The organism is Okeania sp. SIO3I5, from assembly GCF_010672085.1.
Taxonomy (GTDB): domain Bacteria; phylum Cyanobacteriota; class Cyanobacteriia; order Cyanobacteriales; family Microcoleaceae; genus Trichodesmium.
Genome location: NZ_JAAHHT010000171.1, coordinates 6,218 through 21,177, shown reverse-complemented (window position 1 = coordinate 21,177; position 14,960 = coordinate 6,218). Strand labels below are relative to the sequence as shown.

Genomic DNA, 14,960 nt, shown 5'->3' with positions numbered 1-14,960 from the left:
GGAAATATAAATCGACAAAAAATGGAGGAAAAAAAATTAATTTTGACAATAAATACAAGCCATAAATTATTAAAATGTAGGAATAAATCACAAGTTGCAATGTAACAGCCTTTTTTGAATTTGGTATTAGTAGGGGCGAATGGCATTCGCCCCCTACAGATAGTGTATTATCTAAGAATTTGCGTAAGTCCTGAGTATGTTAATTATTCTTATGTTTACTACTCCCCTACTCCCCCACTCCCCCACTCCCCTACTCCCCTACTCCCCTACTTCCCTTTAAGGAACTTTCCAAATATTAATTTTCCGGTCCCAACCACCACTAACTATTGTTTGACCATCTGGACTAATTGCTACTGCACTAATATAACTATTATGTCCGCTTAAACTTCCTTTTAATTTACCTGTACTTAGTTCCCAAAATTTGATGGTTTTATCCCAACTACCACTAATTAAAGTTTTGCCATTAGGAGTAATAATTATTGACCAAACTCCATCTATATGTTCTTTTAAACTATGAATTAATTCGCCTGTCTGTAAGTTCCAAATATTAATCATGCCATCACTACTACTACTAGCTAATATCTGACTATCCGGACTAAAAACTACAGATAAAATTGAGAGAGAATTAGTATTAATAGTACGAACCAATTTACCTGTTGCCAAATTCCACAATTTAATCTGATTATCTTTACTACCACTAGCTAAAAATTGCCCATCTGGACTAATGGCGATCGCATTGACTATCTCAGAATGTCCTTCTAGAGTTTGCAGCAACTCCTTACTACGGAAATTCCAAATTTTAATAGTTCCATCCCAACTACCACTTGCTAAAATTTGACCGTTGGGAGCGATCGCTACTCCATCTACCACATTCGTATGTCCTGTCATAGTTCCCACCAGGGTAATATCGGTAACATTTTTATTTTTGGGTAGTTTCCAGATTTTGATAGTTTTGTCATCACTTCCACTGATAACGAATTGTTCATCGGGAGTCACTGCGACTGAGTTTACTGACTCTGGATGCGCTTTCCAAGTAGCTATAATTTCTCCATTCTTAATATCCCAGACTGAAATCATACCGTTACTGCTACCCATAACTATGTAAGCATTTAGAGCAACTATAGAATTAACTATTCCACTAATTTCATCGGTAATTGCTTTTGCGAGAGTAAAGTTGACAGCAGTTTCGATTCCCTTTTCTTTGGTGGAAGTAGTTGTAGTCACAGAATTTGTTGTTTCTGTATTTGTTACTTCTGTTGGATTCGGTGGGGTTTGAATAGTTTGAGGTAGTTGAGAAACTGTTGGCAATGAAACCTGTTGTCGCCAATTCCAAAAAGTATTAATTTCAATACCTCCTGAGACAATAACATCAGAGTTTTTTTGCAATTTGACGATACCGTTAATAGCTACTAAGCGACCTTCTCGATCTAGCACTGGTCCGCCACTCATCCCTGCTCTAACTAAATTATCATAGAGTAAACTATAACCAGCGACAGGTTGCTGACGACCTGTTACCATTCCTGCGGTACTGAGAAAAATTCGTTGCCTGAGGTTGCTGCCAGAACGAGGCCATCCTCCAACAAATACGTTTGTTCCAGGAACTAACTGAGTTGGGTCACCTGTTTCGGCAATGGGGTAATTTTGAGAACTGCTAAATGGTACGATCGCTAAGTCTACATTTGGCACTTGTTTGATTAGGGTATAGTAAACTGGGTGCATTTTGCCATCAGGTGTGCGTACTTGATAATCTCCTACTTTGTTAACAACGTGCCAGTTGGTGAGTACATAATATGTGTCTCCTTGTTTTTCGACAATTACTCCTGAACCACTTCTGTTTTGTCCGTCAATTCTAACGGTAATTTCTGCTGCGATCTTATTGATTTCTGATTCTGTCGATCCCAGAGCAATTTTTGGTGTTATCAGTGGAATAATTGTGGCTATCCTCACAAGAAAATTCCCGATATTTGTTGTATTTATATTGAGTGAACTGCTAATAATAATTATGACAATGATTCGGTTGAATTTCATGGTTTTGTTCTCAGCAATATTTTTTATTTTTAGATGTTTAATTCCATATTTTATAAATCCCAAATACAGCTAAAATGCTATACATAATTAAGTTCTCCTCAAATACTAAAGATCGAGGATATTAGAATTATTCTCTATTCTCAAGCTACTAATCATTACTTCTTTACCACCAACAATATCTATTTTATTAAGCTTATCAAAATCTTGCTACACTATGGCATTTACAAAAGCAATAATGAGAAAAAAATTGAATACTTCTGCCACCTTTACGATTTGCAAAAAAAATGCTATGCCTTATACCAAAAACCATAATTAATTGTATATAACTCTACATATTTCACTCTCCACAATTACTGATATAGCCTTTCTCAGAATAATTAGGTACACCTATCTTTATTTGTATTATATTTCCAGTAAACTGTTCCCAGTTCCGTGTTAAGTGTTCCCTAAAACTAAGGATTTTGTACCTCACCAGTATGGGAATTGCTATATAAGGATATTTGCAATATTTCATGCCATACTGTTAATCAAAGATAGATTATAATAGGAAAAATAAACTCAGCTAATTTTATTAAGTTGCTTTTATATGGTAGAGCTAACCCAGGCAAAGCATCAAATTATACCAGCCAGCAAGGAATTACATTTGCTAATTGTGAAAGATGTTATGGAAGATGTAGAGCTCATCCTACGCATCTTAAAATCGGATGGTATAAAGTTTACTTACGATCTGGCACAGAGTGATCTAGATTACCGACAATTGCTCAAAGAGAATGTATATGATGCAATATTATCAGATTATCATTTAGTTGATTTTGATGTCTTTGAGGTACTGAGCTTACTACAACGATCGGGACAAGAAATTCCTTTAATTGTAATTACAAGAGAATTAGAAGAAAAGGAAACTTGGGAAATTTTAAAGGCAGGAGTTAATGATTATCTTTTCAAAGATAGATTATTTACTTTATCAATTATTTTAGAGCGGGCGATCGCTGAATCTAGATTAAAAAAAGAACAGCAACTGGCGATTAAAAAATTAGAACAAAAAGCTCAACAAGAAGCAATTATTAATCGCATTGTTCAGGGAATGCGAAATACTTTATTACTTGATGAAGTCTTACAAAAAACTATTGAGCAGTTACATAAGGTTTTACAAGTTAGTCGTTGTTTCATTGTGAGACAAGACTGTCAAGATAACATTAAACTTGACCATTTCAGTAAAATAACAGTTGAATGTGACAATCAAGTATGTTTGTTTTACCAAGTTCATCATTATTATTCTGAATCACTAGCAAGAGGAGAACAGATAAAAATTAGCAAACTGGATACAACCATATCCCCAGAAATCAAAAATATTATTGCCGAATGTCAAGTAATATCGGTTTTAATTACACCGTTGTTGTATCAGGAGACTTCTCTAGGTGCAATTATTCTATATCAATGCGATCGGGAAAGACAATGGAGTGAGGATGAACTATCTTTATTGAAGTCAATTGCCGATAGTTGTGCTATTGCTATCCACCAAGCAGAATTATACAAACAAGCACAGACAGAAATAGCAGAACGCAAGCGAATAGAACAGGAACTACGGCAAAGTCAGGAACGTTGTGCACTTGCTATTGAAGCAGGTAATGTAGGAATCTGGGAGTGGGATTTACACACTAACGAAATCTACCTCGATCCTATATTGAAAGCAATGCTTGGTTATGAAGATTGGGAAATTAGAAACCACATAGATGATTGGACTGAGCTAATTCATCCAGAAGACCGAGAACAGATGATTACAGAAAGAAATGCTCACTTGGGAGGAGTGAGACCAAAATACGAAATTCAACATCGAATGCAGCACAAAAATGGTAATTACCGATGTTTTTTTTGTCGGGGAGTTGCCATTAAAAATGATCGAGGAAAAGCATTTAGAATGATGGGAACAAATACAGATATTACAAACTTTAAAGAGGCAGAAAAAACTGCTATTGCCAGTCAACAACAACTTGTATCGACGATTGCGATTATACGTAATATTACAGAACGCAAACAAGCAGAACAAGCGCTCCTAGAAAATGAGCGTAGATTTCACGCTCTGATTGAAAATGCTACAGATTTGATCTTGATTATTGACGCTCATGGAATTTCTAGTTATGTCAGTCCATCAGTAAGAAAAATTTTGGGATATATACCAGAAAAAGCTGTGGGTTACAGTATATTCGATCTAATTCACATTGATGATTTGTTACTCATAACTCACACTTTCAACAAAGCAATTGAAAACCCCGGCATTAGTCAAGCACCTATCGAGTACCGAGTTAAACATCGTTGGGGTTATTGGTGCTTCTTTGAAGGTGTTGTCACTAACCTTTTACACGATCCAGCGGTGGCAGGTATCATCGTCAATAGTCACGAGATTACTCAGCGCAAGCAAACAGAAGAACAATGGAAACATGACGCACTCCACGATCTACTGACTCATCTCCCTAACCGGACTCTGTTTATGGATCGTTTAGAGCAAACAATTAAATGTGCTGAACGCCGAAAAAACTTTTTGTTTGCAGTGCTATTTATAGATATTGACAGATTTAAAGTTGTCAATGATAGTCTCGGTTATTGTATGGGAGACGAACTGATAATCACGATCGCCAAGCAACTAAAAGGAGTGCTGCGTAATGGAGATACAGTTGCTCGTCTTGGTGCAGATGAATTTGCAATTTTGCTAGAAAATATTTATGCCGTTAGTGATGCTACCTGTGTTGCTAATCGCATCAACGAACAATTAGCTTTACCAATTATTTTAGATGGAAATGAGGTATTTATTACTGTTAGTATAGGTATTGCTCTGAGTTCCACAAGTATTAGCTCCAATTCCACGAGTATTACAGCAGCAGAAAATATTTTGCGAGATGCACAAATAGCTATGCACTCTGCCAAAGATTTAAGTAGAGGATCTTATCAAATTTTTTGTACTTCTATGCACACTCAACTTTTAAAACGTTTAAAGTTGGAGAATAATTTACAACGCGCTCTCAAAAATCTTGAGAACCAATCCCTTAGCGATCGCTGTGAGTTTATGCTTCACTATCAACCAATTGTTTGCCTCACTACAAATCAAATTATTGGTTTTGAAGCGCTGGTACGTTGGCAACATCCAGAACTTGGTTTAATTTCTCCGGGTGAATTTATTCCTCTTGCGGAGGAAACAGGGTTAATTATCCCTCTTGGTTTATGGGTGTTAAGAAAAGCTTCTTTCCAGTTACGTCAATGGCAAAATGAATGGCCGAATAATTATCCTTTAAAAATGAGTGTTAATCTTTCTGTCAAGCAGTTTGCTCAAGCAGATTTAATTGAGCAAATAGACAAAATTCTTTTAGAAACTCAGCTTAATGGTTGTAATTTAAAACTGGAAATTACCGAAAGTGCTTTGATTGAAAATTATCAGTCTGTCACAGAAAAAATGTCTCAGTTAAGAGCGCGGAATATTGAGTTATGTATTGATGATTTTGGCACAGGATATTCTTCTTTAAGTTATCTACACCGTTTTCCGATGAATACTTTAAAAATAGACCGTTCTTTTGTGAATAGAATAGGTGTTGCTAATCTAGTAAATGAAGGTTCAATTGAGCCAACAGAAATTATCCGTTCAATTATTACTTTATCTCACAATTTAGGTATAGATGTTGTTGCTGAGGGGGTAGAAACTTCAGAGCAAGTAGTTCAGCTTCAAGCTTTAAGGTGTGAATATGCTCAGGGTTATTTATTTTCTAAACCTCTAGATATGGCAGCAGCAACAGGTTTAGTTGCTAGAATAAATAACAATTCTAATTAAGAAGAATTCAGGAGTCAGGAGTCAGGAGTCAGGAGTCAGAATTCAGGAGTTAGGAGGGAGAAGAGGAAATAATTAGGGAGGAGTCAGGAGTCAGTAGTCATATCAAATCCGCTTGCCACACTGAGAATAAGTTTCTATTATCAGTATTGGCAAAAACTCCAAGTTTGGTAGGGGTTTGGTGACCAAACCCCTACAATATTGAATTGTACCGATACTATCGGATTTGATATCATAATTCAATTGAATAATATTAAGTATTAAGAAACCTGTTGAGCAACCAATACAATGAAAAATAATAATATCTTCCCCCTATTCCCTATTCCCTATTCCCTATTCCCTATCTTCAAATTCATTTTTTTGAGTGGAATATTATTCATTTATGGTTGCAATATATCTCCTGAAACTAAGTTAGAAAAACTACCAAAAATTTTGCCTGTAGAATCAATTAAATTACCTCTACCAACTCCTTATTTTACAGAGGCAAAATTAATTGCAGTTGGAGATATTATGATGCACGGTATGCAAATAAAATCGGGCTATAATTCTCAAACTAAAACTTATTCTTATCAGAGTTTTTTCACGGAAATAAAAGATATTTTATCTGCTGGAGATTGGGTAATTGGTAATCTAGAAACAACTTTAGCAGGACCCAAATCCAGATATACTGGATATCCTCTATTTAATGCTCCAGCAACATTAGCTGATGCTATTAAATCGGCAGGTTTTAATATTTTAACTACTGCTAATAATCATTCCTTGGATAGAAGAGAAAAAGGAGTCTTGAAAACTTTAGATAATCTGCGCGATCGCGACATTTATCCCGTAGGTACAGCAGCTTCTTTAGCTGAATCTCAAGAAATTTTAATAGTGGAAAAAAATGAAATCTTGATGGCTTTTTTAGCTTACACTTATGGCACTAATGGCATTCCTATTCCTAAAGGAAAAGATTATCTAGTAAATTTAATTGACGAACAAAAAATTCTTCAAGATATTAGCAAAGCAAGAAAACAAGGAGCAGATATTGTCACAGTTGCTCTACATTTTGGTGCAGAATATCAACGTCTACCTAATACTCAACAAAAACAGTTAGTGGAAAATTTGATTAATGGCGGAGCAGATATTATTTTGGGTAGTCATCCTCATGTAGTTCAACCCTATAAAATTTTTAAAATTACTGAAGAAAATGGAGATACTCGTCAGGCAGTTGCGATTTATTCTATGGGAAATTTTATTTCCAATCAAACCAGAAAATATACTGATTTGGGGGTAATTTTTCAAGTGAATATTCTGAAAAGTTTTCCAGAGGAAACGATTAAAATTTCTGCTGTGGAAGCTTTACCGACATGGGTACATCGTTATCGAAAAAATGGGAAATTAAACTTTCGGGTTTTACCATTAGAGCAAGTTGTTAATGCTAAAAACGATCCTTTACTTAAGTCTAGAGATTATTTATTGTTGGAGAAATATTTAACTCAAATCAACAGTCATATTAATTCGTTACAGTAATCAATATCTATTCCCTGTTCCCTGTTTATTACAAATAATAAAGTTCAGTAGACTAGAGCAGGGTAACATCTTATCCTTAAGAGTAGTACAAAACACTATATGAGGTGATTATGCCTAGTTCTTCTACTGGTCCCCAGCAAATTAGTATTGATCCAAATGGCAAGTTGGTAACAGTTGCTGCTTTTGCTCAATCAAATGGTAATCAAACAGTAAAAATTGTTGATTCTAATGGTAATGAAGTATTCTCAGCTTCTGGTAGCAGCAGAAGTGGTGGAGTCTTCACCTATGTCGGTGGTGGTAGTTTCACATCAGGAGGAGATGGAAATTACACAGTTACCCTAACAGAAGGTTCTCAGGTACTGGTGGGTGAAGACGCTATTATAGAAAAAGGTGAAGTCTTTTTGCACCGATACTCTTTCATCACTAATGACAATGCTTCTGATGCCAACCCCGATTTCAATGACCTTTTTGTAACTCTCTCTGTATTTGGTTACACTGGTTAGGTTTACGGCGCTTTTGATTTGAGTAACAAAGTTGTAGGTTGGGTTAAGCGACAGCGCAACCCAACTAGCTACTGGACCAACATCAGAAGTAGCAAAATTGTAGGGTGCGTTAGACGGCCTAAATTCAGACGATGAAAGAGATTTAGCAATCCGTCGTCACGCACAATTTTAGTAAAGTAGGGTGCGCTTCCCTGCGGGACATGAAAATGAAATGTAACGCACCGCTATCCCAAATATTTCCGTGCATTACTGGACTTATCATAATCAAGTAGGGTGCGTTAATGAAATGTAACGCACCGCTTATCCCAAATATTTCGGTGCGTTACGCTGCGCTAACACACCCTACTAGACTAGAGCTTGTAACAGCATACAACCCAACTATTTGCATACGGCCTTCCGTCTCTCACCGTATTCGTATTCGGCTTTGTATACTGCTTTACCCACGGCCACGGAGCTTGCACAGGTTCATTACAATCCTGATCATTACGTTCATATCTGCCGTGCGTATTCTTATTTGATACCCAAACGAAGGGCACTTGAGAACAACTTTTCAAGTCACCATCATAATTGTCAGCACAAATCTCTTGTCCAGTCCTACCAATATAGGAAAATGGTACATAAGTAGCTTTTGAGCCAGGTTTAGATGAGCAAATTTTATCAGCATCAGACTTTGTAACAATTGTTCTAACATTTTCAATTTCTTGATTGGTAATTTCCCTTCTAGCTTCCTCAATTGTTTTTTCAACTTCTTGCTGAAAATTTTCTAGAGCTTCTTTCTGTGCTTTTTTTATTTCATCATCTTTTAACTCTTTGACTCGCTCTTTAAGGTTTTTAACCTCTGCATCTATTCTACCAAAATAGACAGCTAAACCTACAATTGCAGTTAGTAGTGCGACTAATCCCCCTAATTCAATCTTTCTCCAAGAATCCACTATTTAAACCTCCAGCTAAATTTAATCCATAATTTTTGTCTTGATCATTATCTATTAATTATAACTTTTTTTTGAGCTTATAAATCAATTGTTATTTTTGGTATGATTTTATCAACATACCTCATTAATCCGTATATCCGTGGCCGAATCCGTGTGAGCAGCTCAACCCAACCCACCCTATCTATGAAATCATAATTTTGACATTCATCTTCAGCAGACCTCTTAATCCGTGTATCCGTGGCCGAATCCGTGTGAGCAGCTCAACCCAACCCACCCTATCTATGAAATCATAATTTTGACATTCATCTTCAGCAGACCTCTTAATCCGTGTATCCGTGGCCGAATCCGTGTGAGTAGCTCAACCCAACCCACCCTATCTATGAAATCATAATTTTGACATTCATCTTCAGCAGACCTCTTAATCCGTGTATCCGTGGCCGAATCCGTGTGAGCAGCTCAACTCAACCGACCCTATTTATAAATCATGATTTTGACATTCATCTTCAACATACCTCTTAATCCGTGTATCCGTGGCATAATCCGTGTGAGCACCTCAACCCAACCTACTCTATCTAAAATTAATCATTCTTTTTACTCCCATCTTCAGCTTTTAACTCAATTATTGTTGTAGGTATAACATCAGAAATAGTTGATTCAGAAGATTTCAAACCAGGTTTAACGTAACTATTTTTTACTTCTTCCAACCAATCAATAATTAAAATTTCTATTTCATCAAAAGTTTGTTTTTCCTGTAATTCTGAAACCAACTTACTACTAAAATGTTCTACTAATTTTTGTCTAAGTTTGATACTTACCGCATCTGGTTGTACATTTGTTTGATAAGCTTTCTGCGGAGAAATAGCAATTGTACTTGATATTTGCCTCACTAAATTATCAGCAATTTTATCAGGTAAACGACGTAAAAAAGGTATTTTTTGTAAACGCCTATATATAGATAATTGCTGCATAGATTTTTCCACTTGATAATGCAAAAAATCTTCAATATCTGCATGAATCTCTGGGAGAACTTTACAAGCAGTTACTTGCAATACACAGTTAATAATTTCCTGAATTTTTCCCGAATCATTTTGATCTACATCAACTTTCTCTGACTTACTTTTTGACTCAAAAATAGCTCTTTTTAGAGAACCTTTGCTAACATTCTTCTGCAGGCGATCGATACCTCCACCAACCACAACTTGAATTATTTCCTTAGCAAAACTACGAATTAGCTTAAACCTAATTAGAGTATGTAAATTTTCCATATCTGGTAGTTTAACTTGGTGTAAACGAATAAAAAGAGTAATTATTCGTAGTTCCGGCACCCAAAGTTGTAGTAAAAAAAGATCGTACCAACGCTCTTTAATAGCATCCAATAAACTTATATTATGACGACGACTAATTAGTAAAATGCGCCCAATAAACTCTAGCCAAAATATAGTCACCCAAGGCAAATCTACCAGCCAAAATCTATCTACAAATTTCCCATGTCTATCTAAATTACGGAAGTAAAAAGACTGCATCAAAAACTCAATATTTTCATCAAAAAAATCTAACTCTTGTTCCCATTGATATGTTTCTAGATATTGGCGACTCCAGAATATATTAAATGCTCTTTTTGATGATTTATCTGCCCACAAAATATCTGGTGCTAAATATTCGAGCAAATTTAATGATTCTAAAAGTTCGAGGGTAGGAGTTAATTCAATATTACTATCTGGAATCTGACTATAAATATGTTGCTTAACCTGGTATTTGATTTGCGTTAAAACTATAATTTGATTAACTATCTGGAAATAAGATTCTCTATCAATTAATTCGGTGCTGCGATCGCGCATTTTTTTCAGTAAAGGTTCTATTTCTGCTGCTTCTAGACCTTTTTTTTCCAGCATTATTCTCAGTTCATTAACTGCGATTAGATAATCTTGTGAATCTTTAAATGGCTCTATTCCCTTAATTAAATCATACCAGATGTGAGGTTCATACAATAATATTAAAGGGCGGATTTGTTCATTGAAAAAATCTAACTGACTTTCCCAACCCTCTGCTTCTAAATAATCTTTTTGCCAGAATATTTGTACTGCTTCTGAAATATTTTCTCTACCGAGATGAGTAGTAAATCTTTGCTTAATTTTCCCTAAAGCACCGTCATCTATGACTCGAAATGGAGGGCGATTAATAAATATTTGTACGCTACTTAGGCGCAAATCTGATAATAAGTTTTCTATGTTTGATGAGTGTAAACCATTTTCTGTTAATTCTTCTTCTAGCTTATCTACTTTTTCCAGATATTTTTTTTGGGGAGTTTCAGTAATTTTTTGTAAGTATAAATCTGCCTTTAGATATAAATTGCGGAATTTTATATAGGTAACATCAAATATTACTAAAACCACGTTAAGAAGAATTAGTAATGCCATGATTCGTTCACTGAAGAATAAGAAAGGTGAACGGCTAGACTTAGGAGATTTTTGGGGTAACATAGTTATATAGTTTTAACTGCAAAATTTCCCACTACTCAACTCCTAATAAGGAAGGCAGAAGGCATCCCCCCTACCCCCCCTTTGAAAGGGGGGAGTCAGAAGGGAAGAAAAGATTAGAAGGAATAAAGTTTTTTGGTCCCGTCAGCAGAACGGAGTCTTATCGCGCTCTTATCCCGACATAATATTAGTTACAAATTAACCAAAATAATTGGGTCTCAAACTCCATCTTTTCAAGGGAAATATTTTTGGTGTAGAGATTAAATCCCTGAGACAAAAACAACTTCTGACCTCTTATTTATGACTTCAGAAATTCCCGTTATAAAAACAACTTCTGACTCCTGACTCCTGACTCCTGAATCCTGAATTCAGAATTCTAAATTCAGAATTCTAAATTCCTTAAATTCCCATCCAAGCACCACCATTATTACTAGAATGATTTGCTTTCTCAATTAGGTCTAGAACTAAACCAGCTTCCGTTAATGGGAAGGGTTTAGTATTTTCAGTTTTAATACAATCTAGTAAGTTATCAATCAATCCATTAAACCAATTTGCATGACCAGGATCATCAAAATGTGTAGGTACAAAAATCTGTTGAACAGGTTTATTTTTCACACTCAAAAATATATCATTATTTTCGATACTAATTTCTCCTTCTGTTCCCTGAATTCTGTAATAAGCTTTTGGTATTGAACCTAAAGAACTAACACTAATGTTAATTAATTTTTCCTCCCAATCTAAACAAAAAACAGCTAAATCTTCTAAATTACTATCTGTTTGATTTAGATTTCTAATATGTGCAGATATGCGTTGGGGAGAACCACCAAATAGAGTTTGAGCAACAGAAATTGCATCTAAACCATGGTCAATCATCACACCACCACCAGATAGTTCTTGATTTTTTTGCAACTCTAATTTCAATTGGGATACACCACTTTGAAAATCTGCACCAAATATATTAAAAGAAGCAAATAAAGGTTTCCCTATTTCACCAGAATTAATTAAGTAGGCAGCGTGTACTATTGAAGGAGCAAATTTGTAATTATGACATGGATATAAAATGCGTTTTCTTTCCTCTGCTATATTTACTAATTCATGGTATTCACCTTTATTTAATACTAATGGTTTCTCACATAAGACGTGCTTATCTGCTCCTAATGCTTGTTTAACTTTTTCCATATGAAAAGCATTAGGTAAACAAATATCAACTATATCTATTTCATCAGAGTATTCTTCTAGTAAATCACCGAATTCTTCATAAACTCGGATATTTGGGTATTGTCTCAGTGCCGCTGCACGTCGCGCTGTTACAGGATCTACTACTGCTGTGAGATGAATATCAGAACGATCTCTGTAAGCTGGTACATGGCTTTTCTCAGCACTAAATCCAAAACCAACAATGGCTACTTTCATAATCTAAAATCCTCTTAATATATGAGTTTTTAACATTTTTGTAACAAAAGTTATAATTTTTGTCAAGTCTTTTTTTTATCAATTAGGGAATAGGGAATAGGGAATAGGGAATAGGGAATAGTTGAAGACACTATTATTTATCACTTATTTTTCTTTTCTAGGGAATAGGAAATAAGTATAATTTATTAAGTAATTAGTTGAACTTATGCGTATATAAATTTGATTACCAAAAATATAGAAACTTTAAGTTATAAAGTAGTCGTGCTTTTAGGAATTTCTTAGTTGAAAAACGCAATAGGCAATAAACAAGAGTGGTTGGATAGAATGTGTAATTAATTTTACCCAAAAATCAGGTCTAAAGTCTCCTCTTTTAAGAGAAAGCTTTAAAGGTGAATTATTTAATTATTAATTATTCAGTCAACCATATTATTTATACTTTGGTATAGCAATCAGATTTCAATTGTAATATTTTAGTGGTAATTAGGAGTTAATTATGAGCGATCGCTCTCTATATAAATACAAAAGATTTTGATTCATCTTAAATGTTTTTCAATATTTATCAAAATTATTCCTGAATATTGACATAAATGTTTTTAAGACCTGCACAAAAAAGCTAATAGCTGAGTGCTTACAAAATTATTAAATACTTTTCCCAGACTATTCCTAATTTTTTTTCCAAGCTAATGTTAAAATCATATAGTTTTTAGATTTGATTAGAAAATTCAAGGAATAAAACCAGATGAAAATTACAATTTCTAGCAATAACGGTGAGACTTTTACTACTTACTTAAAAATACCTTTTTCTACACCAGCTCCGGGATTAATTATTATCCAATAAATTTTTGGAGTAAATGAAGTAATGCGTAACATAGCTCATAAATATGCTGAAGCAGGTTATGTGGCAATTGTACCTGACTTATTTTGGCGTCAAGAGCCAGAAATTGAACTGAGCGATCGCTCTGAGGATGACTGGCAAAAAGCATTTGAACTTTATCAAGGTTTTGATGAAAATAAAGGAGTTGATGATTTAATTTCTACGATGGAAACTATCAAAAATTTACCAGAATGTTCTGGAAAAATTGGCAGTGTAGGTTTTTGTTTAGGAGGTAAATTGGCTTATTTAATGGCGACTCGTTCTCCAGCAGAATGTAATGTTAGTTATTATGGAGTTGGGATTGAAAAAAATCTGGATGAAGCAGTTAATATTCAACATCCATTAATGCTTCACGTTGCTGAAAAAGATGATTATGTGTCTCTATAAATTCAGTCTCAGCTAAAAGTTGAATTGAAAAATTATCCACCAGTATAAATACATTATTATCCAAATATTAACCATGGTTTTGCTCGGATAGGTGGAAAAGATTATGATTTAGAAGCAACTAATCTTGCTCATAGTTGCACTATAGAATTTTTCCAAAAGTATCTGGGTTAAATCAATTCAAAATTCAAAATTATTAATTCAAAATTTTGAACTTTGAATGAGCGAATTTTGAATTCAAAAACTTGAATCCTTAATTAAATAATTATTGAAATTAAGTTAGAAAATTTTTGAACTTTGAATGAGGGAATTTTGAATTCAAAAAATGGTCATACTGCGCAAATATATTTCACTTCTTGAAGACTAATTCCTCCTTCCAAGATAATTAGTTAATAACTTATATAGCAATCCTATTTTAGTTGTAATATTTTGGTGGTAGTTAGTAGTCAGAATTTCCCAGGCTTTTAGTTAAAATTAACTACTATAAAATTTGTCACAACCTATTTGGGATTGCTATTCAAAATTCAAAATTATTAATTCAAAATTCAAAATTTTTGAACTTTGAATGAGGGGATTTTGAATTAAAAAAATTGTCATGCTGCGCAAATATATTTCACTTCTTGGAGACTAATTCCTCCTTCCAAGATAATTAGTTAATAACTTATATAGCAATCCTATTTTAGTTGTAATATTTTGGTGGTAGTTAGTAGTCAGAATTTCCCAGGCTTTCAGTTAAAATTAACTACTATAAAATTTGTCACAGCTTATTTGGGATTGCTATTCAAAATTCAAAATTATTAATTCAAAATTCAAAATTTTTGAACTTTGAATGAGGGGATTTTGAATTAAAAAAATTGTCATGCTGCGCAAATATATTTCACTTCTTGGAGACTAATTCCTCCTTCCAAGATAATTAGTTAATAACTTATATAGCAATCCTATTTTAGTTGTAATATTTTGGTGGTAGTTAGTAGTCAGAATTTCCCAGGCTTTCAGTTAAAATTAACTACTATAAAATTTGTCACA

General features: G+C 34.3%; 7 protein-coding genes and 1 pseudogene. 4 read left to right on the top strand and 4 right to left on the bottom strand.

Translation table 11 applies throughout. From position 1 onward, the window contains the following. Positions 1-276: 276 nt before the first annotated feature. Positions 277-2,028 carry a trypsin-like peptidase domain-containing protein gene (locus tag F6K40_RS28340; RefSeq protein WP_293140557.1) on the bottom strand — a complete coding sequence of 584 codons (1,752 nt, stop codon included), beginning with the start codon at positions 2,026-2,028 and terminating at the stop codon, positions 277-279. Positions 2,029-2,614: 586 nt separating this feature from the next. Between F6K40_RS28340 and F6K40_RS28335 the strand changes: the two genes are divergently transcribed. The 3 genes from F6K40_RS28335 (at position 2,615) to F6K40_RS28325 (ending at position 7,854) form a co-directional block, all read left to right on the top strand. Continuing rightward, positions 2,615-5,845: an EAL domain-containing protein gene (locus tag F6K40_RS28335; RefSeq protein WP_293140555.1), complete on the top strand. Its 3,231-nt coding sequence runs from the start codon at positions 2,615-2,617 to the stop codon at positions 5,843-5,845. Positions 5,846-6,130: 285 nt separating this feature from the next. Beyond that, positions 6,131-7,351, top strand: a complete 1,221-nt coding sequence (locus F6K40_RS28330; protein ID WP_483143779.1) for a CapA family protein — start codon at positions 6,131-6,133, stop codon at positions 7,349-7,351. 110 nt (positions 7,352-7,461) lie between these two features. Then, positions 7,462-7,854, top strand: a complete 393-nt coding sequence (locus tag F6K40_RS28325) for a hypothetical protein (protein ID WP_293140551.1) — start codon at positions 7,462-7,464, stop codon at positions 7,852-7,854. 350 nt (positions 7,855-8,204) lie between these two features. On the opposite strand, the gene F6K40_RS28320 is transcribed toward F6K40_RS28325, so the two are convergent. From F6K40_RS28320 to F6K40_RS28310, 3 genes are all read right to left on the bottom strand, one after another. Beyond that, the gene (locus F6K40_RS28320; RefSeq protein WP_293140549.1) at positions 8,205-8,786 is read right to left on the bottom strand and encodes a hypothetical protein; all 582 of its coding nucleotides are present in this window, start codon (positions 8,784-8,786) and stop codon (positions 8,205-8,207) included. Positions 8,787-9,364: 578 nt separating this feature from the next. Continuing rightward, positions 9,365-11,266 (bottom strand): hypothetical protein, encoded by a 1,902-nt coding sequence (locus F6K40_RS28315; protein ID WP_293140547.1) that lies wholly within the window; start codon positions 11,264-11,266, stop codon positions 9,365-9,367. A 396-nt stretch (positions 11,267-11,662) separates the two neighbouring features. Further along, positions 11,663-12,676 carry a Gfo/Idh/MocA family protein gene (locus F6K40_RS28310; protein WP_293140545.1) on the bottom strand — a complete coding sequence of 338 codons (1,014 nt, stop codon included), beginning with the start codon at positions 12,674-12,676 and terminating at the stop codon, positions 11,663-11,665. 838 nt (positions 12,677-13,514) lie between these two features. Here F6K40_RS28310 and F6K40_RS28305 point away from each other — a divergent pair. Continuing rightward, positions 13,515-14,108 (top strand): annotated as a pseudogene (locus F6K40_RS28305) (dienelactone hydrolase family protein). The last annotated feature ends 852 nt before the right edge of the window (positions 14,109-14,960 follow it).

Bases quoted from the DNA above. Each gene is read 5' to 3' on its own strand.
- F6K40_RS28340 (WP_293140557.1), bottom strand. From the start codon at position 2,028: ATGAAATTCAACCGAATCATTGTCATAATTATTATTAGCAGTTCACTC.
- F6K40_RS28335 (WP_293140555.1), top strand. From the start codon at position 2,615: ATGGTAGAGCTAACCCAGGCAAAGCATCAAATTATACCAGCCAGCAAG.
- F6K40_RS28315 (WP_293140547.1), bottom strand. From the start codon at position 11,266: ATGTTACCCCAAAAATCTCCTAAGTCTAGCCGTTCACCTTTCTTATTC.
- F6K40_RS28330 (WP_483143779.1), top strand. From the start codon at position 6,131: ATGAAAAATAATAATATCTTCCCCCTATTCCCTATTCCCTATTCCCTA.
- F6K40_RS28325 (WP_293140551.1), top strand. From the start codon at position 7,462: ATGCCTAGTTCTTCTACTGGTCCCCAGCAAATTAGTATTGATCCAAAT.
- F6K40_RS28310 (WP_293140545.1), bottom strand. From the start codon at position 12,676: ATGAAAGTAGCCATTGTTGGTTTTGGATTTAGTGCTGAGAAAAGCCAT.